The organism is Campylobacter sp. RM5063 (genome assembly GCF_024723655.1).
Classification (GTDB): domain Bacteria; phylum Campylobacterota; class Campylobacteria; order Campylobacterales; family Campylobacteraceae; genus Campylobacter_D; species Campylobacter_D lari_D.
Genome location: NZ_JANQDA010000005.1, coordinates 1 through 23,980, shown reverse-complemented (window position 1 = coordinate 23,980; position 23,980 = coordinate 1). Strand labels below are relative to the sequence as shown.

The following is a 23,980-nucleotide window of genomic DNA, read 5'->3' as shown; positions in this document are numbered from 1 at the left end:
TTTTTACCTCGCATAAATCTCCCTTTGTAAATCATCAATACATTGTTTTAAATTTTCCATACCTTCAAATTCACCCACTAGCTCTTTTACACTACCTAAAGAGCTAAGATCTATAAGTGTTTTTAACCCGCTATCAAAGTCTTTTATGCCATACTCTTGATACCTATTTAGTAAAAATTCCACAAGCTTTAAGGCTTTTTCTTTTTGGAAGCGTTTTAAAAATGCACTATTTTTTACATTTAGCACGCGTTCATGGCGTGTTTTTATCTCGCTGTTAAAACTTAAGTGTGCTAGCACATCATACACATCGCAGTCTTTTTGCTCAAAAATAGCTGTCAATTCTTCCAAAACCTGCTCGCTTATGCGGTCTTTTTCAAGTTTTTGTAAAAATTCTTTCCTGCTTGCTTGGTTACTCCAAATCTCGCGTAATTTTGTCTCATCGTTATAAAATTCTGCTAGCTTTCCTACTAAAAATTCCAAAAATTCTTTTGTACTAAGTGGCTTGTCGCTATCTCCTATGTAGCTTGTCGTTATATCAAGCACTTTTAGCTTTGTGCCTTTTAAATGCACGGTGACTTCTTTTTGCTTGGTTGCTTCTTTAGGGTTGCTTTGCTCTCTTTTGTTTTGTATAATTTTTACTTCGGTTTTTTCTTCATCTTTGATCTGCTCGCCATCCCATTTAGGATCATAAAAAAGTCTTGTTACTCCGGTAAAATCTAGTATAGTAAAAAAGTCTTTTCCCTCATACACCCTAGTGCCTCTTCCGATGATTTGCTTAAATTCTATGATAGAACCTATATTTGCCAAAAGCACTATGTTGCGGACATTTCTAGCATCTACTCCTGTGGTTAGCATTTTAGAACTAGTGAGTATCACAGGATAGCTTTTGTCATTATCTTGAAACTGCTTTAAGTACTCAAGCCCTATTTTGCCCTCATCGCTTGTAACCCTCACGCAGTAGTCATCTCTTTTTGCACTTTTAAATTTATCAATGGCTCTTTTTACTTCACTTGCATGAGCTTGGTTAGCACAAAAGATGATGGTTTTATCCATAGGGTTGATGAGCTTTAAAATTTCTTTAGCTAGAAAGTCGTTGTATTGAGGTAAGTGAATATTTCTTTCAAATTCATTGATCTTATAAAAGCCTTTTTCTAACTCACCTTCTATGATATCATCAGGGTTATACACATAGCCTTCACTAAGCGTAGTCGTAACACGCTTAACTTTATAAGGAGTTAAAAAGCCATCTTCTATGCCATCTTTAAGACTATACTCATATATACTCTCACCAAAATATCTATAAGTATCTACATTATCGCTTTTTTTAGGCGTAGCAGTAAGTCCTAAATGCGTAGCCGATGAAAAGTACTCTAGCACCCCTGCCCAACTACCTTCTTCATTCGCTCCACCTCTGTGGCATTCATCGATGATGATAAGATCAAAAAAGTCTTTGGGGTATTGTAAGTAGAATTTGCTTTCTTGTTCTTCATTAACATTTTCTTGTTCTTTTGAATTTGAAGCTAGACTTTGATAAATTCCAAAAAACACATTTGCACTTGTAGGCACTCTGCCATTATTTTTTCTCAACTCTTGCGCACTCACTGCCACGCAATCTCCCTCTATAGGATTAAACTCTCCTAAAGCTTGATCTCTTAAACTCACCCTATCACATAAAAATAATATCTTAGGTTTTTTGTCTTGATTTGTTTTATTCCACCTAGCTTCAAGCAAACGATAACACAAAGCAAAGGCTATAGTGGTTTTACCTGTGCCTGTAGCAAGAGTGAGTAAAATTCTATTTTTACCGTTAATCAAAGCTTCTATGACTTTATCAACTGCGATCTTTTGATAATATCTTAATTCTTTTTGGGGTATGTATAATTCTCGCTGTGATAAAAGCTTGTATTGCCATTCTTTTAAATTTCCATAAATCCTAGCAAAAAGCTCATTTGGGGTTGGAAATTTTTCTATATACTCACCGCTTGAAGTTTTTAGGTTGTATTCATAAATTTTATCGCCATTAGTGCTATATACAAATGCTACATTTAAAATTTTAGCATATTCTATGCCTTGAGACAAGCCATCTAAAGGATCTTTGCTTTGTTTTTTAGCTTCTATGATAGCAAGATTATTGTTTTGAAATTTCAACAAATAATCTGCAAATTTTCTTTCGCCTCTTTTATTTCCTATAAGCTTACGCCCATCGGTAAAATAATAATTTCTTATGATATTTTCTTCACTCCAAGAGCTAGCGTGAAGTTTTACATCTATGAGTTTAACTCTAGTATCATCTTCTGAAAAATGCTTAAGTTCCATGGCTTCCTTATGGATAAAAAATTTAAATAATTATACCATAAAAATCAAACCAAAACCCACAAACGCACCTTTAGTATAGTATCTTACTTTATTTTCCCTATTGCAATAAAAACCTAGCTTTATTATAATTTCAAAAACCACAAAGGAGAGAAAATGGACTCAAAAATCTTTTTAGAAAATGGTCGTGTTAAGAGCAAAGGTTATGCTATGCTTAGCAAGGATTCTAAATTTACACCTTTTGAATTTACACGCCATAAAGTAGGCAAAAACGACATCTTAATCGCTATCAAGTACGCAGGAATTTGCCATAGCGACATACACACTGCAAGAAGCGAATGGGGCGAAGCAACCTATCCTTGCATACCTGGCCATGAAATAGCAGGAGAAGTTATCGCGGTGGGTGAAAATGTGAGTAAATTTAAAGTAGGTGATTTTGCTGGGGTTGGGTGCATGGTAAACTCATGCGGAGAGTGCGAAGCATGCAAAAAATCTCAAGAGCAATTTTGCGAAAATGGTAAAACCATCTACACTTATAACTGCAAAGATGTATTTCATGATAATGAAAACACCTATGGAGGCTACTCAAATAACATCGTAGTAAGTGAAAAATTTGCTATCAATGTACCAAAAAATGCACCACTTGAAAAGATAGCACCTTTACTTTGTGCGGGTATTACTACCTATTCACCGCTTAAATTTTCAAACATCAAAGAAGGCTCAAGTGTAGCCGTAGCAGGATTTGGTGGACTTGGTATGATGGCAGTAAAATATGCTGTGAAAATGGGTGCAAAAGTAAGTGTTTTTGCAAGAAATGAAAACAAAAAAGCACAAGCTCTAGCTATGGGTGTGAGTAATTTTTATACTAGTACAGATAAAAGTGCGGTAAAAGAAAGATTTGACCTCATCATTTCCACCATACCAACCCCTTATGATCCGCTAGCTTATATGGATTTATTAAAATTTGGTGGTGAGATGGCTATAGTAGGATTACCTCCACATGAAGTAAGTCCTAGCATTAACATCATTCATTTTGTACATAAAGCCGGTAAAAAAGTATATGGCTCGCTTATTGGGGGCATTAAAGAAACTCAAGAAATGCTTGATTTTTCTTTAGAACATGGAATTTATCCTGAAATTGAACTCATCAAACCAAGCGAGATTGACAAAGCTTATGAAAACCTCACTTCAGGAAAAGCCAAATTCCGCTATGTAATCGATATGAGTGCAGAAAATTAATACTCATCAAAAATCACATCGCTAGTATCAAAACCTCTTTGCTTGGCTATTTCAAGCAAAGAGTTTATTTGCTCTTTTACTAAAATCTCTCTTGATAAAATCCATAAATATTTTTTATCAGGACTACCTACGATAGAAACTTGATAATTTGTATCAATGTAAATAATCTCATAATTTGGTTTGTTAAAAACATTCATAAAAATACTAAATTTAACCGCTAAAGATCTTGGTGATTTTACCCTAGCTTTGCCATTTGCTTGAGAGATTTCTCCATTTTCTTTAGTGCATATATTTTTGACTTTGATTATAGGCGTAGAGCCTTCATACTCTAGCTCATATTCTGCCTTAGCACTTTTGCAAGTTTTTTGAAAAAACGCAGGTTTTCTAGCCATTTCTAACCATGTACCCATGTATTTTTCTAAATTTATACCATCTAATAATTCTATCATTTTTCTTCCTTTTGATTTGCCTCGCCCCAATCACACATCGCTTGTAAAATAGGAATTAAACTTTGACCTTTTTTAGCAAGGCGGTATTCTACTTTTGGAGGGATTTGTGGGTATTCTTTACGCGTGATTAAATCATCATTTTCAAGCTCTCTTAAAGTATGTGTTAAAGTCTTAAAAGAAATATTACCAAGATATCTTTTAAGTTCATTATATCTTACTACTTCATAACGAAATAAACAATATAAAACACTCATCTTATACTTTCCCGAAATCAAAGATAAAGTATAATTAAATCCGCATTCCGTAAAATCGCACTTTTCTTCCATATACTTTCCTTTTATATAGCATCTTACATAAATTTCAGTATTGAAATAAAATTATAGTTAAATTATAATTTTAAAAAACATAAAAAGGAAAAATATGCAAAAAGTATTATTATTAAATGGTGCAAAAGAATTTGGACACTCCAAAGGAAGATTAAACACAAGCTTGCATGAGCTTGCACTTAAGACTTTACAAGAGCTTGATTTACAAACTCAACAAACACACATAGATCAAGGCTATAACACAAACGATGAGGTAGAAAAAATTCTAAATGCTGATGTTTTGATTTGGCAAATGCCTGGTTGGTGGATGGGAGAGCCTTGGATAGTGAAAAAATACATTGACGATGTTTTCACAGCAGGGCATGGAGTGTTTTATAAAAACGATGGTAGAAGTCATAATGAACCTACTAAAAATTATGGCACAGGTGGGCTTTTAAAAAATAAAAAATACATGCTTTCGCTAACTTGGAACGCTCCAATACAAGCTTTTGATGATGAGAATGAATTCTTTAATGGAGCCGGAGTTGATGGAGTGTATTTACACTTTCACAAAGCACATGAGTTTTTAGGGATGAGCGCTTTGCCTACTTTTATAGCCAATGATGTAATCAAAAATCCTCAAGTGCAAGAATATTTCACAAACTATAAAGCACACTTAGAAAAAATTTTTAAAGCTTAGAAATTTGGGATTTGATGCTAGAAATCATTGATTTTTTAGCCTCAAATTCACTTTTTAAATTCAAAATAATCTGTCTTTTAGCCTCAATAAAATCAACAAAACTTTGCATATAATTTTTATAAATTTTTAAAACCACAGGCTTATTTAAAAACAAATCTTCAAATTCATATACATTAAGCTCGGTTAATACTCTTTGATGTACTTCACTTGCTTTTGGATGATACAAGCTAAACTCGGTACTATCAAGCTCGTAAAATTCTTTACTTGCATTCATTTTAGTGCTAAAAAATCCTAAAGTAAGCTTAGTAGCACTCTCATAATTTGCCAAAGCTTTTAGATTAAGCTTTTCTAAAAATAGATCAAGTTCAAGTTGGCTTTTAAACAATAATTGTTTAAAATCTTTTAAAAAAAGTTCTTCACTAGCACTAGCAAAGCTTCTAAAACTAGCAAATTCTTTTTCACTTTCTAAGGCATTTTCTTTTTGTAAATTTGAAAATTGAGCCTTAAAAAGCAAAATTTGCTCTTCTAAATGAGTAAAAAATAAGGAAAAATCATCTTTAATTTGACTAAATTCTAAAGCGATTTCATTTTTTAATCTTTTAAATTCCTTATTCATTGCTTCAGAATTATAAAACATAGCCAAAAACGCATCATCACTTGAAAGATATGGTGCTTTATAAGCAACTTTTTCATAAAGATTTTTCTTAAATAAACCCTTAGCTTCTTTATAATAACTACTATCTTTTTCTTTGATAAATTTTAAAATTTCTTGAGCAATTTTTTCTCCAACAAGTTTTAATTTATCCAAACAATTATGATTTAGAATTTTGATTTTTTGCTCTAGCTTGCTTGCTTTGAAAATTTGCAAAATAGCATTAAATTTAAGCTCTAATTGCTCTAGTGCATTTTGAAACAAATCATATTGATTTAACAAAAGCTCGCATAAATTACTAAGTTTTTCTTTAATAAAATCTTTTTTAATGCACTCATAATCAAGTTCTTTTAAATACTCATAAAGTAAAGGTAAATTTGACTTTTGCAAATCAAATTTTGCTTCTTTGCATGAAATTGCGATGATTTTTTCAAAATACTTATCAAAAACTAAATGTGCATAATTTAAAACATTTTCTAACTCATCTTGACTTAACTTATCTTTTTGATTAAGTACACAAATTCCACCACGCTCTAAAAGCTTAGCATTTGCCTTTATAGCATCTTCTTCACTTTTTTTGCCTGCATTATCAATCAAACTAAGCCAAATAGCACTATGCATAAAAGAAAGCTCTTTAAAAGTAGTTAGCGTATCGGTGATATTTGCATTTAAACCTGGGGTATCTATAAGTGTGATATCTTTTAAAAGCTCAATAGGTGCAAAAAGGTGCAAACTTTTAGTTTCTTTTAGCTCATTTCTTTGATCGCTAAATTTAGCAAGCTCGTCTATATCTACAATCTCATCACTGCCATCTTCATATTCAACTCTTAAAAAATACTCCTTAGCATAGCGTAAAAAAGTGGGCTTAAAAGTCACTGGCACCACGCCTGTTGGCAGGCATTCTTTTTGTAAAATCAAATTTAAAAGCGTGGATTTACCGCTGGAAAATTGCCCTATAATGGCCACATTAATGGCTCTTTTATAGCTAGCTATAATCATTTCAAGATCTTTTAAAAACACATCATTTAAATGCAAACTCGGTTCTAAAAATGTATTTTTGATTGCTAAGATTTTTCCTTCAAAACTATCATCAAAGCTTTTACAATAAGCATTTTCATAAGCTTTTAAAAAATCATTAATCAAATCATTTTGCATTTAAAAGCTCCATTTTTAAAGTCTTTAAACTTTGTAATTTTGTATTGTTTTTTTCTAAAAACTCTTTGGAATTTTGCTCGTTTTGTTCTATTTGTAAAATCAAGTCTTTTAAGTCTTTGATTTGCTCTTCTTGTTCTTTTTCGTATAAATTTAAACTAAGCTCTAAATTAGTAAAAAATTCTTGATTATTTTTTAAATCTAGGGCGATTTTTTCTATATTGAATGTTTGTAATTTTTCTAAAATTTGATTTTCTAAAGAGCTTTCTAGTTTATAAATATCTTGCGTGGATTCTAAATTTTTTAAAAGCTCCGCTTTTAATGTCATAAAAAGATCATTGGTAAAAATGCTTTCTATTTTTGCTTCAACCTTGCTTTTAAAATCATCACAATTTTGCTCTAAAATAGCTTTTAAAAAATCATATTTCACACTTAGAGTGTTTTTAAGCTCATTAATTTTATACTCACTTTGCTGTTTTAGCTCTCTTAAAAGATCAAAAATTCCATCTTTTAAAGTCGTATCAATGATAATATTTAATCTTTGAGTGTTGTTTTTGATTTTATTATTTTGATTATATTTTAACTCATCTATAAGTTTTTCTTTTAATTTTTTAGCTAGTAAATGCAAAAGTGTTAAAATTTCTTGAGTATTTTCATCTTTTGTGTTAAAAATAGCACTTAGTTCTGCTTTTACTTGCATTAATTTTTCTTTTTTTGCTTTAAAATCGTTGATAATAGTTTGATTTTGCTTATCAAGCTCAAAGCTTTCATAATTTAGCATTTTATTAGAAAATTTAATTTTTTCTTCTATTTTTTCTAAATGTAATAATAATTCTTTTTTATAAGCACTTAGAGCAATTTTGTTTTTATCATATAAGCTTTTAGCTATAAGTTCTTCTAGTGTTAAAATATTACTTTGTTCTAAATTCCCACCTTTTTTTTGATAAAAATCATTAGCTAATTTTGAAGAAATACACACAAAATCTAAATTATCTAATAATTCTTGGCTAAGCTGCTTTTGTGCTAAATTTTCTTTGAGTTTATTTTTAGTATAGCTAATTACTTCTTGCAAGTCTTTTTGACTAAGCAAGTCAGCCTTAGTAAGCACAATCAAAAGCTTACTTACCCTTGAAGTTAGCAAACATTCTATAATAAAATCACAATCTTTTTGACTAAGACTTTGAGAAGCATTCATAAGGTGGATTAAAAAGTCGGCCTTGCTTATATACGCTTTTGTTAAAAGCTCTCTTTGGATAATAACATCATCAAGTCCTGGAGTATCAACTATACAAACATTATCTTTTAAAAAATCAAGCGATGAAAAAAGCTCTATTTTTTTAATAAGTGCTGAGATTTTGTTTTTTGCGCTAGTGTAATTTTTTAATTCTTCAATTTTTATTTCTACATTTTTATTTTCTTTTTCAAGATATTCATTTAGATTAAAATTTTGCTCTAATTGTTTTATAAGTTCTTGCATGTCTTGATTATCTTTAGAGCTTTTTAAAATATCCTGCCATTCTTCATCACTCCAAAAATATATCTTAGCTTTTTGGTCTTTGCCGTATTTTAAAACACTCAAATTTGCAGTTTCAGGTACATTAGATACACCTAAAAAATCTTTTTTTAAAAGCGCATTTAGCATGCTTGATTTACCTGCATTTACCACACCCGTTACCGCAATAGAAAAATCAATATTACTAAATTTAACCAAAGCTTCTTGTAAAAGTTTTTGAGCTTTTTCATCTTCGCAAAGTTCTTGTAAGTTTTGATTAATGAGATCTAGTGTTTGATATGAGTTTTTAACTTCTTGCTTGTAATCTTTTTGAATAACTTTTTGTTTAGAGACAAAAGCAAATATTAAAGTATTATCAGTGATTTTTTGAAGTTTTTCTAAAGCTTTTAAAAGCTCATTTTTGTCTAAAATTCCTAAATTTAAAGCATTAATAAAACAAACCTGCGCATACTGAATACCATAAAGATCTAAGCGTAAATTTAAACTTTTCATCAAACTTTTAAATTCATTTAAAGCGCTAAATCTTTCATAATTATCAAGATTAGTACTTAAAACAATTGCTGCTTTTTGAGTATCAATTAAACTTTCATCAAAAAGTGTATTTGTGTCAAGATAAACACTATGATTTTGCCAAATTTGTTTTAGTAAGGTTTTAAGTGCCCCCTTTTCTTGGGGGCTAGGATTATTTGTTTCTTTGAGCGACAAGCTGTCTTCTCATATAAGCGATTTTGCTTTGTAAAGGTAGTTCTTTTGGACAATTATCTTCACATGCAAGTAAAGACATACATCCAAATACACCATCATCATCGCCCACTAATTCATAAAAATCTTCTATGGTTCTGTGATCATGTGGATCTTGTAAATATCTAGCTGTTCTTAAAAGTCCAGTAGCTGCGATAAAGTCAGGTCTCATTAGCTTAGTCGCACAAGAAGCAACACAAATTCCACACTCTATACAACGATCAAGTTCAAAAGTCTCATCAGCAACTTCTGGCTCAATACGCTCTTCAAGTTTAGAAATATCTGTTTCTTTTTCATTATGCACCCAGCTTTCAACGCGTTTACACATACCATCAAACCACTCACCTGTATTAACACTTAAATCTTTTATGTGTCTAAATGCAGGTAAAGGCATAAGTTCTATAACGCCATCTGGATAGTCTTTTGTCAATGTTTTACAAGCAAGTTTTGGCTTACCGTTAATCATCATAGCACAGCTTCCGCAAATCCCTGCTCTACATACAAAGTCAAAACTCAAATCCGCATCCATTTTTTCTCTGATTTGAGTTAAGCACACAAAAATCGTCATAAATGGAGTTTCTTCAAGCTCATAAGTAACAAAATGAGGCTTAGAAATTTTACTTAATGGATTATATTTAAATGCTCTTATTGTTAATTTTCTACTCATAATCAACTCCTATTCTTTGATTTGGTGCTTTAAATTTAGCTTGTAATTCATAAGGCATTAAAGCATGTTGAATTTCATATCTACCTTTGCCTTCTGCTTCCATTTTTTCACGGATCGCATCAACTTCAGCTTGACGTTTTTCGCTTAATGGATTTTCAATAATATTTCCTTTAGCACCATAACCTCTAAATGCAGGTGGAATTTCCATTTTCATAATATCAAGATCTTCATACTCAACTCTAGGCATACTTTCACCTTCTACCCAGTAAGTATTTGTTCTTTTCATCCAATTTAAGTCATCTCTTTTTGGATAATCTTCTCTATAATGAGCCCCACGGCTTTCTGTTCTTAAAAGTGCACCATAAGCAACACATAAAGCAATTTTTAGCATTCTTGGAACTCTATAAGCTTCTTCAAGCTCTGGGTTTGCACATTTTAATTCTTTATCATGTACTTTTAAATCAAGTGATTTATGATATAACTCTTCAAGCTCTTTAACCGCTTCTTCAAGACCTTGACCTGTTCTAAAGATAGCTACTTTTTCCCACATAATGTCTTTCATTCTATTTTTGATTTCAAATACATCATGTTTTCCTTCTTTACTTACAAGAGATTTTAAGTAATCATACTCCTTAGAAAGGAAAGATTTAACGATATTTGTATCAATATCATTACCATTTTCTTTACAATATTGTGCAAAATAATCCCCTACAATCATACCTGCAACAACAGTTTCTGAACATGAATTTCCGCCTAAACGGTTAAATCCGTGCATATCCCAGCAAGCTGCTTCACCACATGCAAAAAGACCATTTAACCATTGGCTTTCGCCAGTTGGTTTAGTTCTAATACCACCCATTGAGTAATGTTGCATAGGTAAAACTGGTGCCCAACCTTTTGGACCCTCATCAGCAGGATCAATACCATTAAATGTCTTACAAATATCTTGAACATCACGAAGATTTTTTTCAACATGAGCACGACCAAGGATAGAAATATCAAGCCATAAATGATCTCCATAAGGGCTTTTTACACCTTTTCCTTTTCTAATGTGCTCCATCATTCTACGACTTACAACATCCCTACTTGCAAGTTCTTTTTTCTCAGGCTCATAATCAGGCATAAAGCGGTAACCATCAACATCTCTTAAGATACCACCATCACCTCTACAACCTTCAGTTAGTAAGATACCACTTGGTACGATTGGAGTTGGGTGAAATTGTACTGCTTCCATATTTGAAAGTCTGCAAAGTCCAGTCTCAAGTGCGATAGCAGCTCCTGTACCTTCGCAAATTACTGCATTTGTAGTTTGTTTATAAATTCTACCATAACCACCTGTTGCAATCATAGTTCCTCTAGCAACATAAGCAATTAATTCTCCATTGGTTAAATCTCTAGCGATAGCCCCTAGACATTTTTTACCATCATGGATAATTCTTACTGCTTCCATTCTATCGATGATTTTAACTTGATGTTTAATCGCTTCATTTGCCACACCATATAACATACAATGTCCTGTTGCATCAGCGATATAACATGTTCTCCATTTTTTAGTACCACCAAAGTCTCTTGCATTTATAAGACCATGTGCTTCTTCTTTTTCTTCAATGGTAGTTTTTTGAGCATTGATAACAACAGTTCTAGGTCCTTTTGTAACCCTAGTCCAAGGTACACCCCAAGCAGCAAGCTCACGAACCGCTTTTGGAGCAGTTTGTGCAAACATTCTTGCAACTTCTTGATCACAGCCCCAGTCAGACCCTTTTACTGTATCAGCAAAATGCACATCTTCATTATCTCCCTCACCTTTAACACTATTTCCTAAACTCGCTTGCATACCACCTTGTACAGCAGCTGAGTGAGATCTTTTAACCGGACAAATACTTAATAAAGTTACACTTTGACCACTTTTTGCAACTTCAATAGCAGCTCTTAAACCTGCAAGACCACCACCGATAACTAAAGCATCACTATATTGTATGTTCATATTTAGCTCCATCATAAGTTTTTACTATTTGTGCCACAGAGTTGTTTTGGTAATTATTAAAGCCTATTTTTGCAAAAGCAGCCAAGCTTAATACACCTAAAACTAAGAAGAAAATACTAATAAACCATTTTGCTTTTTTAAGTTTTTTACGACTTTCTTTTGCATCTTTACCTTCAAACCAACCCCATTTTACACATAATCTATATAAACCAATACTTCCATGCAACTCAACACAGATTAATAAGGCAATATAAAATAACCACATAAAATGACTTACCACTCTATCGCCTGACATATCAGCACTGATTTTATCTGCATTAGTTATAACAAAAATCAAATGCGCTGAACCTAGGAAAAACATTACAAAACCAGTTGCAGCTTGAACCCACCATAAAGAAGAATCACCATGATTCATATATTTTAAGTGTGTTCTACAAAGTTGATATTGTCTAAAATTGATAGGAAATTTTCTCATTGCAAGACCTGCATGCACAAAGAAAATCACTAAAACACAGGCGGCTAAAAAAGAAGTGATGTAGCTCATCATAGGGCTATCAATGATAAATTTTAGTTCCAAAAAGTGAACTACTGAATCAAAAAAATCATCACTAACCAAAATGGTAGAAACGAAAAACATATGTGCCCACATAAACAAGCCTAAAATCAAGCCTGTTGCACTTTGAATATAGTCAAGTTTTGCTGGCATTTTGCTTTTTTTGCCATCAACACTCTTGCCTAAAAAACCTTCAATGAGTTGGCTCATATTTACTCCTTTAAAAAGTTGATAATTTATAATATCGGAGCAATTATAGAACTTTTATTCTTAAAAAAAATAAAAATTTATAAATTTTTTTTAATATTTCTTAAATAAAAAGATAAAATTAGTCCTAATAAAAACATTATAATACTTAAAATTTGACCCATACTCATACCAAAAACAACAAAGCCTATACCAAAGTCAGGCTCTCTATAAAACTCACAAACAAAACGCGCTAAAGCATAAAAAATTGTATAATAAGCAATAAGCTCTCCATTGTATTTTTTATATTTTTTTATCAATAATAAAATGATAAAAACTATAAAACCTTCTAAAAATGCTTCATAAAGTTGCGAAGGATGACGCAATACCCCATCTACATAAATACCCCAAGGTACATCCGTAGCTCTACCAAATAGCTCTTGATTTAAAAAATTTCCAATACGCCCAAAAATATAACCACATGGCACACTAATAGCAACCAAATCTAAATATTTCCATAAATTTTGTTTATTTTTTTTACAAAAAGCATAAGTTGCTATTAAAAATCCTATAACAGCACCATGGTAACTCATACCTCTAATTCCTACAAATTCTCCATTATAAAAAGGATTAAAAATTTGCCAAGGATGCGTAAGATACCATAAAGTATTTGCATCATAAATTAAAATATAACCCAATCTTGCACCTAAAATTACACCAATTTCCACCCATATAAAATAACTATCAAGCATAGCTTTTGAAATTCCCATATTGTCTTTAATAGCATAGTATTTTGCAACCATTAAAGCAACAAGTAAGGCTAATACATACATAATACCATACCAATGCACTTTTAAACCAAAAATTTCAAAAGCCACTACATCAAAATTTGCATAAATATTTTGCCAAAATTCCATAAAAAAGCCTTTATAATAAAACACATAATATAGCAAAAAATTGTATAATTATAAAAATAACAAGGAGAGATAATGAAAAAAATATTATTATTTTTTAGCATAATTTTATTTTTAAGTGCTTGCACTGGTAATCAAAAAACTTATTATATTTCTATGCCAAGTTTTAAAAGTTCTTTTGAAGAACATAATAATACAAAAGAAAATAGCCCAAAAATTAAAATCAATGAAATAGAAATTATTAAAAATACTTTTTATAGTTCTTATTTTGAACAATCTACCCTAAATCAAAGAATCAATAAAAGCCTAGAATTACTAAAAAAACAGCTATCTAAAGATAGTAAAGCACTATTAGAAAGTAAAGGATATACAATAGATAATGAAAATCCTGATTATGCTTTTAATATTACCATCAGTACTAACTTATATGAGGATAAAGTTACAAGAAATTCAAGTCTTGGAGGCGATAGTGTAGAATCTTCTTTTATGATTATTTTAGAAGCTCAAAGTCATTTAAATAATTTGTATCAAGAAGATACTTTCCAAAGCACAACGAGTTCAGCAAAATTAAATGATCCTATTATTTTAAACTATCCTATAAAAGGTCAAGCAAGTATAGAAAGTTTTAGACAAGTTTATAGTGCTGTCCCAACCCAAGTAAATGAAAGTCTTGCAGCTAGTGCTTTGGAAATTGATAAAGTTTTTGTTGCTTTTTACAAAGAAATCACTTCTAGTTTAAAAACCAATATAAAAGAAATCAAGGAAGAATCAAAAGTACAAGAAAATTTAGAAGCTCAAGATATAAAACAAGATAGTAAAAAGGAAGAAAAAATCTCTCCTTATCAAAATAATGAAGTAATTATTTTTGAATAGCTAAAGCATGAAACACTTTGATTCTAAATTTAAGATCAATGTGTTTTTCTTCTGATTTAAATTCAACAGGCGTACTTATTTCTATTAAATTTTTATATCTTTGTAAATCATTTAAAAAAGAATAAAAAGCTTGTGGATTTTTCATCTTTACGCTAACTCCAAATTGATATTTTAAATATTCTTGTCTTTTTTTAATAGGAATAAGATTTATTTTGACATCATCAAAATAATTTTTCATAAAATCCATTAATTCTTTTTGAGAAAATTCTGCATTGATTTGAGCTAAATTTTGCGCGTTTGTGCTTTGAAAATCTCTAATAACCTTTTCCAAAGCTTGTAATTCATTTAATGCTTTGGTGTTTTGAATTTGTTGAGCAGCTAATCTGGAATGTTCGATTTTATAATCCTTCAAAAAAGGTACAATTAAGAATAAAATCAATATTGCACAAAGTGCAACAAATGAAAAAGAATAAATCAATATCTTTAATATATCAGCTTCTTCTAAGCTCTTATCTTTTTTGTTCATACATTTCCTCTGGTATAGTAATATTTACACTAACAAAGCGATACCACCCATTTTCTAATTGATAATAGCTTGTTTGAGAATTTGAAAAAATACTTCTTAATGGGGCTTCCAACAACAAGGCAAACATTTCTTTAGTAGGTGTAATACCTCTTAAAATAAGCGACCTATCTTCCATTAAAACCTCATCTAAAGATATATTTTTAGGCACTAAAGTAAAAAGATTTTGAATACTTTTTAATAAAACTTTATTTTTACCATTCTCTCGTTCTTGTTCTAAATCCCCTAAAATCATTTCTGCTTTATTATTTTGTTTTACTAATTCTTGATATTTAAGTTTATTGGAATTAATTTGAGCTATGATTTGAGCCAATTCTTTTTTCTTATCATCAAGTTGCACAGATGCATAGTAGCTTTTAAAAACAACAACAATAAACACCACAAAAATCAAAGACACACTAATACTAGTAAAATAAATCCAAATTCTAGTAAAAAGATTAAAAACTGGTTTTATCTTAGGCTTTATTAAACTATATCTCATAGCTTCAAATCCTTAACTACAAGCTCATTCATCAAATTTAAAGTATCTATAAGCTCTACTTTTGGTTTTATAAAAAGCTCATTTTCTAAATAATCTAGCGAGGTTGCACTAAAACTTTCCTCATCAAAAATTACAATTTCTTCTAAAAAACTATTATCATACAAAGGATTATGATAAAATTCTTTTACACTTGAAATGATGTATTCTATCATTTTCATATCTGAACTAAAATTTTCTAAAGATTCCATAGGAAGCTGTTCTTCATTCTCATCTAAATCTTCAAGCTTATCAAGTTCTTTACTCATCTCTTCTAAACTTTTTAAATCATAATTTTGTTCATTTTCTTCTTCTTGGCTTTCATCATCAATTTGCAAATCAAATTCGTCTTTAATGTCATCAAAAAAATCAACTTCGTCATAATTTTGACTAGCTATATTAAAATAACTTCCAAATAATATAATCTCATTTTTACAAATTAACATCGCAACAAAATCATGATATCTATACACATAAAGGCCTATTTTTTCTTCAAAACCTCTATTTGCTATACAATGATAAAGCAAAGAAAAAGGTGAGTAAAGCAAATCTAAACCACCAAAAGCTTCATAATCTTCTTTGCAAGAACTCAAAGATTGATTGGAAACATACAACAAAGCATTATTAAAAGGAATACATTTAACATTATTTGCTTCTACTCCAAAATTAGAAAGCTCTTTGAAATTTGAACTTGGCACTACACCTTGAGCAATAGGTGTAAAAAAGGTACAAATATAATAAATTTGAAAGTCTTTACTTAAATTTTTAACATATTCTATTGCTTTTTCTTTATCTTCAAAACTTTTTTCAAAAGTATCAACTGGTTGAGATTTTTTCCAAGTATGACATCTTATAATGTATTGTTTTTCATCATAACAAATACAAATTAAAAGCTGTAAAATATACTTTCTAAAAAAAGATAACATGGTGTTTATCCTTTATCTATTTGACTTATCATATCAAATTTTTCTTTTATCAATACTTTAGCTTCTTCTAAATTCAAATTTTGTATTTTGATTTCTTCACTTAATCTATAAGTAATCTTAGAAAAAGGCTTAGGTAAAATCATTTTATCCCAACTTTTAAATTCCCAAAAAGAACTTGCTTCATAATTTAGCAAAAAAAGTGGAGCATTTTTTTTTAAAGCTATCATCACAGAACCATCTGAAACATTATGATAAGGTCCTCTTGGCCCATCTGGAGTGATAATCACATCATCGCCTTGATCTAAAATTTTAAAAGATTGTTTTAATAAAGCCAAAGCACCTTTGCTTGTGCTACCTCTTAAAGTATCTAAACCAAAAAAAGCAATATTTCTAGCAATAATCTCCCCATCTTTATGGTGTGAAATCATAACATAAGCTTTTTTTCCTTTAATACCCATTTTACGATAAGCAAAAGGCATTAGAGCAAGACGCCCATGCCAAAAAAGTATCACACATGATCTTTTTGGAAGCTTTTGCCCTAAATAAACCTTTCTACAAGTTAAAAAAATTAGCCATTGTAATAAAAAAATTCCAAAGGCTAAAAGATTAATCTTAAAGGATTTCGCCATTTAACACCATACGCCTAGGATTGGTGATTTTTACTTTTTTCATTTGTCCTAATAGCTCTTCACTGCCTTTAACTTGAATCAAAAAATTATTATCACTTCTACCTGCTACAAAACCTTCACTTCTTAATTCTTCAAATAAAACTTCAAATTCTTTATCTTTTTGTTTTACAACAATTTCATCTAAAATTTCTGTATGTCTTGCTTGTAAAACACTCAAGCGTTTTGAAGCTATATCATCAGGAATTTGATTTGGCATAGTTGCAGCTTTAGTTAATGGTCTTTTAGAGTATTTAAAAGAAAACATTTGCTCAAATCGCACTTTTTCAAGCACATCCATGGTATCTTCAAAGTCTTTATCACTCTCACCTGGAAAAGCCACAATCACATCAGTAGAAATACTCACATCTTTACACATAGAACGAAGTTTTAATGCTCTATCTAAATACCACTCTTTAGTATATCCGCGTTTCATAGCCTTTAAAATTTCACTTGAACCACTTTGCAAAGGCATATGCATAGACTTACAAACTTTAGGATTTTTAGAAAAAACCTCTAAAAATCTATCGTCCATATGCAATGGATGTGGGCTTGTAAAGCGGATACGCTCCAAACCTTCAATTTCACTTAGCTTTTCCAAAAGATCTGAAAAATTAATCTTTTCATGAGCATTAGAAAATCTTTTGCCGTAATTATTAACATTTTGTCCTAGTAAAAAAATCTCTTTAGCACCCTTAGAAACAGCTTTCAATGCTTCATTTTTAATAATCTCAAAAGGTATAGAAATCTCATCTCCTCTTGTGTGAGGCACTATACAATAAGTACAATGCTTATCACAACCTATGGAGATATTAATATAGGTCTTATAAAGGCTATTTCTAAAATCTGCAAAAGCATAATTACTCTCATCAAAATCTATATCATTACCTAAAAATTTTGGAGTATTTACGGCCTTTGTGATTTTGGAAACATTTCTAGCACCCAAAACAAAATCCACACTAGGAGCACGCTTAAAAATCTCATCTCCCAAATGTGAAGCAGTGCAACCACAAACTCCTATTTTAGCGCCATTTTTTTTGATTTTTTCAAAACTTCCAACTTCTGAAAAAAGCTTATGTACAGGCTTTTCACGCACCGAGCAAGTATTGATTAAAATCAAATCTGCTTCTTTTGCATCTTGAGTTAATTCATAATTTTCTTTTTCTTTAAGTTCAGCTATCATGTGCTCTGAATCACGCACATTCATAGCACAACCTAAAGTTTGTATAAAAAGTTTTTTACTCAAAGAATATGTACCTCATACATAAAATCTGCATCATCTAAACCATATTTGATTGTTCTATGATAAACACATTTTCCTTTTTTTTCAAAATGCTCCACTAAAGCGATTAATTGCTTATGTGCATTGTCTTTATCAAAATAGAAAAATTTTTGACCTTCTTTATCCACAGCCTTTTCAATACTTTCTAAACTTATACTTTTTGGCTTTTCATCAACAGAGGTTCTTGCTATTTTTAAGTCCATATCATCATCCTCAAGTTTTTTTAATCTGAAATTATAGCAAATTTTACTTTTAATTAAACTTATTAAAGATATAATTTTATTCTTCAAACTTTTAAAATCCAAAATTAAGGTTGTATTGTCATTATGGAAAAAATCACAGATATAATTGAATCCATTGCTAATGAGAAAAATTTACAAATAGAAGATGTAAGAGAAAGAGTTAAAAAAGCACTTATTAATACTGCTAAGAAAATTTATGGCGATAAATATGAATTTTTTGTTGATTCAGGTAAAAATTTGCAACTTTATCAAAAAATCATCGTAGTAGCTGATAATGATGAAAGATTAGAAAATAAAAATGAGCATTTTATCGCTTTAAGTAAAGCAAGGGCTGAAGCTAAAGATGTAGAAATTGGCGATGAGCTAACTTATGAATGTTCTTTGGAAAATTTAGGCCGTACTGCTGTAAATATCTTACATAAAGAATTAGAATATAACATTCAAAAACTCTTAGAAGAAAAAATCTATGAAAAATACCAAAAAATGGTAGGACATATGGTTTTTGGTAGCGTAGTAAGAGTAGATAGTGAAGAAAATACCTATGTAGAAATTGATGAGTTTCGTGCATATTTGCCTAGAAAAAATCGTATCAAAGGTGAAAAATTTAAAGTAGGCGATGTGATTAAAGCTGTTATTAGACATGTATATATTGATAAATCGGGTATGAGAATGGAGCTTAGTAGAACTAGCCCTAAATTTTTAGAAGCTTTATTAAAAGCTGAAGTTCCTGAAATCAAAGATGGTCTTATAAATATTTATGCAAGTGCAAGAATTCCAGGCGAGAGAGCAAAAATCATCTTGCAAGCTAATAGCCCGAGTGTTGATGCAGTAGGAGCAACTGTGGGTATAAAAGGAGTTAGAATCAATGCTGTAAGCAAAGAATTAAAAAATGAAAATATTGACTGCATTGAGTATTCTAACGAAATGGCAATTTTAATCACTAGAAGCTTAGCTCCAGCCATTATAAACTCAGTTAGCATTGAAGATAAAAAGGCTATTGTAACGCTAAATAGCGAACAAAAAAGCAAAGCCATAGGAAAAAGTGGTATCAATATACGCCTAGCTAGCATGCTTCTTGGATATGAGATAGAACTTAATGAAGTAAATAATGAAGATAAAACTAACAACCAAGAAGAAGCGTTTAAAAACCTTAAAGCTTTATTTGGAGAAAACTAAAGCTGCTTACCGACAGTTTGTTCGGTAAGCTTTCTTTCTAAAACTAAATCCACTATAGGTTGCTCTCTTTTATTTGCCTTTTGGCAGTGATTTTTATCAAAAAAATCTGTGATTTTAATAACTATTTTAGCCCATCTTTTATCACGCTCTCTCCAAGCATGAGACGATAAAGACTCCCAAGCATAACCATTAAACAAAGTAGCATTGACAAAATGATCAAGCGCTCTCACACCTTGTCTAACCCTAGCAGGATTACCAAAAGTACCCACTATAACAATAAAAAGATAACTAATCACCGCTAAAGGAACGATAGCGCAAAGTAGTATAGTTCCTGCTAATTTTTCTTTCATTTTTGCCTTTTTATAAATCTTATATTCATACCATTTGCCGATCTTATAGTAAGTCTTCCTACTATATCAGGTACAAAATTTTCTTCTAATTCTAACTTATAAGTCCTTAAAATATTAGCTAAAATCAAAACAGCCTCTTGCATAGCAAAACCCTGCCCTATACACACACGCTCTCCCATACCAAAAGGCATATAAGTGTCTTTTTTAATCTTGCTTTTATCTTCATGGCGACTTGGATCAAACTCATGTGGATTTTCCCAAAAACTATCATGTCTATGAATAAGCCATGGAGCTACCACTACACCTGAACCTTTTTTAATAAGCTTATCTCTCATTTTGTTATCATTTCTTGCTTCTCTAGCAAAAAAGCCAACTGGTGGATAAAGTCTTAAACTTTCTTTAAACACATTTGTAAGATATTTCATCGCTCTAATATGTTCTATTTTAAACTCCTCATCACCCGCAATTTGCATGATTTCTTCATAAGCTTTTTGTTGCTCATTTGGAGAAATACTTAAAATATATAGTGTCCAAGTTAGCGAACTTGCAGTGGTTTCATGGCCTGCTAAGAAAAGCATAGCAACTTGGTCTAAAATTTCATTAAAAGAAAATCTCTCATTAGTATCTGCATCTACCACCATAAGCAATGATGATAAAATATCTTCATATTTTCCTTGATCATTTAGGGCATTATCATATCTTGGCTTTATAATATCTGATAAAACCTTGCGTATAACTCCACCTGCTTTAAGTCTTTTTTTCTCACCTAAAAGATTTGAAAGCCAAGTTGGAAAGCGAAACATTCTTCGCATAGCTGTTTTAACTGTTTCTTCTTGCACAGTTACAAAAGCATCTAAAACAAGTTTACCTTTTTGCTCATCAAGTTTTGATGACATAATAGTTCTAAAAATCACATCTGCAGTCACAAAAGTCATAGCTTCATCTACTTCTACAATCGCTTTATCTTCATACCTTGCAAATCTTGCCATCATATCAGAAGCTGCTTCACTCATCAAATTAAAAACCTTAGAAATCCTTGTCATTTCAAAAGAAGGTCTTAAAAGTTCTCTTTGCTTTTCCCATACTCTATCATTAGTTGTAAAAATACTTATACCTAAAAGTGGCTCCAAAAGCTCATGTAAAAGTTGGCTTTTTGGATATTCTCTAACCTCATCTACCATAATGCGTCTAACTTCTTTTGGATCATTTACTACATATAGATCAAATCCAGGCATTTTTACTCTACCCATCATCATTTTATAGCTTCGCTCATAAAGTCCATCAAGCCAAGATCTTCTTTTTAGTAAAAAAGTAGTTAATGTAGAAGCTTTATTTTTATAAGGCTTTGGATGAAAAGGACACTGACCCATTTTTTCCTCCTATTTGATTTTTTCTTCTAATTTATTTTTACCTATGACAAATTCAAAAAAGTTATATACTCCTTGAATTTGTGTGGCAAATAAATATAAAAAATGTGCTTTATATTTGTCTTTTTTGATTTTTTTATAATCTTTGTTTTTATATAAGGTATGAAATTTAGCTGAAAGATATTTTGGACTAAATTGTGCTTTCACTCCGCTTGTGCGTATAAAATCAACTTGTGCAAAACAAGCCCCATCAATAATAGAAGTAAAATCATACCATATTAAATTCTTACTTCCCAAATACTCTAAGTCTTTTCTAAACTCAAAAGATCTTTTTTGATAGCTTACCAAAGGTATACACTCGCCTAAAGTTAAAACTTTTAAATTTTCAAAAGAAATATTTTCTTTTTCACATTTTCTAAGTACTTTTGCTAAAACATTTATACAAAGCACCGTTCCTACGCTATGTGCGCTTAAGATGAGCTCATAGTTTTTATCATTTGCATTTTCTTTTAGTTTTTCAAAAATAACTCTAGCAAAATCATCCATTCTTAACTCAAGTTCACCTTGAGAATTTTTCTCCCAGTTTGCACAAAAAGAACAAATTCTAGCTATCCAAAAAACAGCTAATTTCTTGCCTAATTTATAAAGCATTTTTGGTAAAAACACTAACGATAAAACAAAAGCTAAAATTCCTAAAATAATATGAAAATTTTGCAAATAAAATAAACTTCCAAAAGCACAAAATAAAGTAAAAATCAAACTTAAAAGCACATAAAAAAATGGATAATAACCTGTGATAAGTTGGTGCGGGGATTCTTTACCAAATTTTAAAAAAAGTCCTGTAATAGTATAAATTCTAAAAAAACTATAACAATCACTCAAGGCATCTTTTATACCCTCTGACCAGTTTTTTTTAACTATATCATTCCAGCTTAAAAAGGTGTAAGAAGTACTTGTATATGGGGTTTGAATTTGCCAAAAAGCATATGCATTAACTTGAGCTTTTGATAAAGTATAATCATAATTTAAAAGTGTATTTTGCTCGGCTAAATTTTTTTTAAACATAGCATAATAATGCCTATATCCTCTAGGATCATAACCAGCTATATAAAAAACATCTCTTTTTTGGCATATTTTTTCCATCAACATCCTAAGTAAATTTAATACTGAATTTAAAAATATAGCTAAAGTTGTTATCTTTGTCAAATACCTATTTAAAGATAAAATGAGGGGTTTTTACTCTGAAATTATTTATTAAAAAATATCTTATAAAATAAATAAAAATTAAAAAAATCAAGAAAGAACTTATGGATGTAATCTTACTAGGTGGTAGCAATAGTGTAGTTAAAAATGGTCTTAGGATAGGTCTTGAAAATAAAGACATTACATTACATAATTACGCTTTAGGGCTTAGTACTTCTTTACAAAATCTTTATGAGTTAATACGCCATGAAAATACTATAAATAAAAGTGATTTTCTCATCAGTGAATCAAATATCAATGATTATTTAAGCCCTATGAGTTTAAATATTATACTTAGAAATATTGATTATTTTTACGAAGAACTTTACAAAGCAAACAAAATTATCATAGTGCTTATACTCCCCATACCAGCTTGTAATGATAAATCAAAAGCTATCAATGAAGCTCATAGGAAAAATTGTGCTTATTATGGTTTTAATCTAATCGATGTAGATCTTTACTACCAAAAAAATAATCTTTATGATTTTGATCAAAACTATAAATTCCACCCTATGCCACTAGCTATGCAAGAGCTTGGTAAAAACATCATTAAAAATTTACACAGGTTTAAAAAATCTAAAGAAAATATCATTTGCTCAAAAAGAAAATTTCATATCTTTACGCCCTCAAATTCAACTAAAATAGAGCATAAAAACTCATTTTTTTGCGAAAAAACTACAAAGATCAAAGCTAATGAAAAAATCATTTTTCCAAAAGAGTTAAAAAACTATCAAATCTTAGGCATACACACTTGGAATCACGCCAGTTTATCAACCCATGCTATATCATCTATAAGCATTGAAAACTCATCTTTTAAATTAGTAAAAAATTTTGGACTTATCAATACTTTTCAAGATATACAAAATGAAAAAGCAATTTGCGATGAGCAAACCTTTTTGTATGTTAATACACAAATTATCAAGCAAAGTGAGGAAAGTTCGGGCTTAAGCATAGCAAATGAAAAAACACCAAGACTTGATTATGTGGACTTAATAGGAATTTTACTTTTAGAAAAAGATGATGATAAAAAAATTGAATGTAAAATTCAACTTATAAATGCTTATGAGCTTTTGATACCACCTATAGCATTTTACAAAGAATTAGCACTAGAATACCATGAACTAAAAAAACTTGATATACAAACATTTTTACAAAGTCAAAATCATAATCTTTTGCGTTTTTTAAATCATAAAGGCTTAAAAAATGAATATGAGATGTTTATCCACCAAAACAATAAACTTTATGGAGCTAGTTTAAGAATAAAAGAAAGATTAAGCTATAAGCTTGGAGAAGCTATCATGAAAAATAGCAAAAGTTATTTGGATTGCTTTAAAATACCCTTTGAACTAAGAAAAGTCAAAAAAGAGCATTTTAAAAATCAAAAAGATC

At 30.4% G+C, this 23,980-nt stretch carries 23 protein-coding genes; 5 read left to right on the top strand and 18 right to left on the bottom strand.

The window, feature by feature from the left end:
* Nucleotides 1-3: 3 nt before the first annotated feature.
* Nucleotides 4-2,316 carry an EcoAI/FtnUII family type I restriction enzme subunit R gene (gene hsdR, locus CAMP5063_RS02760; protein ID WP_337194776.1) on the bottom strand — a complete coding sequence of 771 codons (2,313 nt, stop codon included), beginning with the start codon at nt 2,314-2,316 and terminating at the stop codon, nt 4-6.
* Nucleotides 2,317-2,469: 153 nt separating this feature from the next.
* On the opposite strand from hsdR, the gene CAMP5063_RS02755 reads away from it, so the two are divergent.
* Entirely contained in the window at nt 2,470-3,552 is a 1,083-nt protein-coding gene (locus tag CAMP5063_RS02755; RefSeq protein ID WP_337194775.1) for an NAD(P)-dependent alcohol dehydrogenase, read from the top strand.
* Here CAMP5063_RS02755 and CAMP5063_RS02750 read toward each other — a convergent pair.
* Nucleotides 3,549-4,001, bottom strand: a complete 453-nt coding sequence (locus CAMP5063_RS02750) for a lipocalin family protein (RefSeq protein WP_087689501.1) — start codon at nt 3,999-4,001, stop codon at nt 3,549-3,551. The genes CAMP5063_RS02755 and CAMP5063_RS02750 overlap by 4 nt on opposite strands.
* Complete coding sequence (gene rrpA, locus CAMP5063_RS02745; protein ID WP_087700365.1) at nt 3,998-4,327, bottom strand: MarR family transcription factor RrpA; 330 nt, start codon at nt 4,325-4,327, stop codon at nt 3,998-4,000. The genes CAMP5063_RS02750 and rrpA overlap by 4 nt, the downstream gene beginning before the upstream one ends.
* A gap of 94 nt (nt 4,328-4,421) precedes the next feature.
* Between rrpA and CAMP5063_RS02740 the strand changes: the two genes are divergently transcribed.
* Nucleotides 4,422-5,006, top strand: coding sequence for an NAD(P)H-dependent oxidoreductase (locus tag CAMP5063_RS02740; RefSeq protein ID WP_263661087.1), 585 nt, complete (start codon nt 4,422-4,424; stop codon nt 5,004-5,006).
* Here the strand turns inward: CAMP5063_RS02740 and CAMP5063_RS02735 are convergent.
* The 6 genes from CAMP5063_RS02735 to lgt all read right to left on the bottom strand — a co-directional run bounded on the left by CAMP5063_RS02735 (nt 4,996) and on the right by lgt (nt 13,371).
* Nucleotides 4,996-6,813 (bottom strand): dynamin family protein, encoded by a 1,818-nt coding sequence (locus CAMP5063_RS02735; RefSeq protein ID WP_337194774.1) that lies wholly within the window; start codon nt 6,811-6,813, stop codon nt 4,996-4,998. The two genes, CAMP5063_RS02740 and CAMP5063_RS02735, sit on opposite strands and share 11 nt — an antisense overlap.
* Nucleotides 6,803-9,028, bottom strand: a complete 2,226-nt coding sequence (locus CAMP5063_RS02730; protein WP_337194773.1) for a dynamin family protein — start codon at nt 9,026-9,028, stop codon at nt 6,803-6,805. Before CAMP5063_RS02730 ends, CAMP5063_RS02735 begins: the two co-directional genes overlap by 11 nt.
* Nucleotides 9,006-9,731: a fumarate reductase iron-sulfur subunit gene (locus CAMP5063_RS02725; protein ID WP_012661078.1), complete on the bottom strand. Its 726-nt coding sequence runs from the start codon at nt 9,729-9,731 to the stop codon at nt 9,006-9,008. The genes CAMP5063_RS02730 and CAMP5063_RS02725 overlap by 23 nt, the downstream gene beginning before the upstream one ends.
* Nucleotides 9,724-11,715 carry a fumarate reductase flavoprotein subunit gene (locus CAMP5063_RS02720; RefSeq protein ID WP_039617579.1) on the bottom strand — a complete coding sequence of 664 codons (1,992 nt, stop codon included), beginning with the start codon at nt 11,713-11,715 and terminating at the stop codon, nt 9,724-9,726. Before CAMP5063_RS02720 ends, CAMP5063_RS02725 begins: the two co-directional genes overlap by 8 nt.
* On the bottom strand, nt 11,699-12,478 hold the full coding sequence (locus CAMP5063_RS02715) for a fumarate reductase cytochrome b subunit (RefSeq protein ID WP_263672189.1): 780 nt from the start codon (nt 12,476-12,478) through the stop codon (nt 11,699-11,701). The genes CAMP5063_RS02720 and CAMP5063_RS02715 overlap by 17 nt, the downstream gene beginning before the upstream one ends.
* Before the next feature lie 77 nt (nt 12,479-12,555).
* Nucleotides 12,556-13,371: a prolipoprotein diacylglyceryl transferase gene (gene lgt, locus CAMP5063_RS02710; protein ID WP_220566270.1), complete on the bottom strand. Its 816-nt coding sequence runs from the start codon at nt 13,369-13,371 to the stop codon at nt 12,556-12,558.
* 72 nt (nt 13,372-13,443) lie between these two features.
* Between lgt and CAMP5063_RS02705 the strand changes: the two genes are divergently transcribed.
* The gene (locus CAMP5063_RS02705; protein ID WP_337194772.1) at nt 13,444-14,241 is read left to right on the top strand and encodes a membrane lipoprotein lipid attachment site-containing protein; all 798 of its coding nucleotides are present in this window, start codon (nt 13,444-13,446) and stop codon (nt 14,239-14,241) included.
* Here the strand turns inward: CAMP5063_RS02705 and CAMP5063_RS02700 are convergent.
* Genes CAMP5063_RS02700 through CAMP5063_RS02675 form a run of 6 tightly spaced genes read right to left on the bottom strand, consistent with a single transcriptional unit; the run spans nt 14,228 to nt 18,417 of the window.
* Nucleotides 14,228-14,767, bottom strand: a complete 540-nt coding sequence (locus CAMP5063_RS02700) for a hypothetical protein (RefSeq protein ID WP_070255897.1) — start codon at nt 14,765-14,767, stop codon at nt 14,228-14,230. The genes CAMP5063_RS02705 and CAMP5063_RS02700 overlap by 14 nt on opposite strands.
* Nucleotides 14,751-15,305, bottom strand: coding sequence for a hypothetical protein (locus CAMP5063_RS02695; RefSeq protein WP_133319439.1), 555 nt, complete (start codon nt 15,303-15,305; stop codon nt 14,751-14,753). The genes CAMP5063_RS02700 and CAMP5063_RS02695 overlap by 17 nt, the downstream gene beginning before the upstream one ends.
* Nucleotides 15,302-16,267, bottom strand: coding sequence for a hypothetical protein (locus CAMP5063_RS02690; protein WP_337194771.1), 966 nt, complete (start codon nt 16,265-16,267; stop codon nt 15,302-15,304). The genes CAMP5063_RS02695 and CAMP5063_RS02690 overlap by 4 nt, the downstream gene beginning before the upstream one ends.
* A 5-nt stretch (nt 16,268-16,272) precedes the next feature.
* The gene (locus tag CAMP5063_RS02685) at nt 16,273-16,896 is read right to left on the bottom strand and encodes a lysophospholipid acyltransferase family protein (protein WP_337194770.1); all 624 of its coding nucleotides are present in this window, start codon (nt 16,894-16,896) and stop codon (nt 16,273-16,275) included.
* The gene (miaB, locus tag CAMP5063_RS02680; protein ID WP_220566266.1) at nt 16,880-18,178 is read right to left on the bottom strand and encodes a tRNA (N6-isopentenyl adenosine(37)-C2)-methylthiotransferase MiaB; all 1,299 of its coding nucleotides are present in this window, start codon (nt 18,176-18,178) and stop codon (nt 16,880-16,882) included. Before miaB ends, CAMP5063_RS02685 begins: the two co-directional genes overlap by 17 nt.
* Nucleotides 18,175-18,417 (bottom strand): HP0268 family nuclease, encoded by a 243-nt coding sequence (locus tag CAMP5063_RS02675; RefSeq protein ID WP_070255886.1) that lies wholly within the window; start codon nt 18,415-18,417, stop codon nt 18,175-18,177. The genes miaB and CAMP5063_RS02675 overlap by 4 nt, the downstream gene beginning before the upstream one ends.
* A gap of 123 nt (nt 18,418-18,540) precedes the next feature.
* Here CAMP5063_RS02675 and nusA point away from each other — a divergent pair, with 123 nt between their 5' ends.
* Complete coding sequence (gene nusA / locus CAMP5063_RS02670) at nt 18,541-19,632, top strand: transcription termination factor NusA (RefSeq protein WP_220566265.1); 1,092 nt, start codon at nt 18,541-18,543, stop codon at nt 19,630-19,632.
* Here the strand turns inward: nusA and CAMP5063_RS02665 are convergent.
* The 3 genes from CAMP5063_RS02665 to CAMP5063_RS02655 are packed head-to-tail and all read right to left on the bottom strand — an operon-like array spanning nt 19,629 to nt 22,492.
* Nucleotides 19,629-19,982 (bottom strand): membrane protein, encoded by a 354-nt coding sequence (locus CAMP5063_RS02665; protein ID WP_039627957.1) that lies wholly within the window; start codon nt 19,980-19,982, stop codon nt 19,629-19,631. The genes nusA and CAMP5063_RS02665 overlap by 4 nt on opposite strands.
* Entirely contained in the window at nt 19,979-21,352 is a 1,374-nt protein-coding gene (locus tag CAMP5063_RS02660) for a cytochrome P450 (protein ID WP_337194769.1), read from the bottom strand. The genes CAMP5063_RS02665 and CAMP5063_RS02660 overlap by 4 nt, the downstream gene beginning before the upstream one ends.
* A 9-nt stretch (nt 21,353-21,361) precedes the next feature.
* A complete protein-coding gene (locus CAMP5063_RS02655; protein WP_337194768.1) occupies nt 21,362-22,492 on the bottom strand; it encodes a DUF829 domain-containing protein in 1,131 nt (376 codons plus the stop codon).
* A gap of 164 nt (nt 22,493-22,656) precedes the next feature.
* Between CAMP5063_RS02655 and CAMP5063_RS02650 the strand changes: the two genes are divergently transcribed.
* On the top strand, nt 22,657-23,980 hold a 1,324-nt coding region (locus CAMP5063_RS02650; RefSeq protein WP_337194767.1), incomplete at its 3' end, for a hypothetical protein.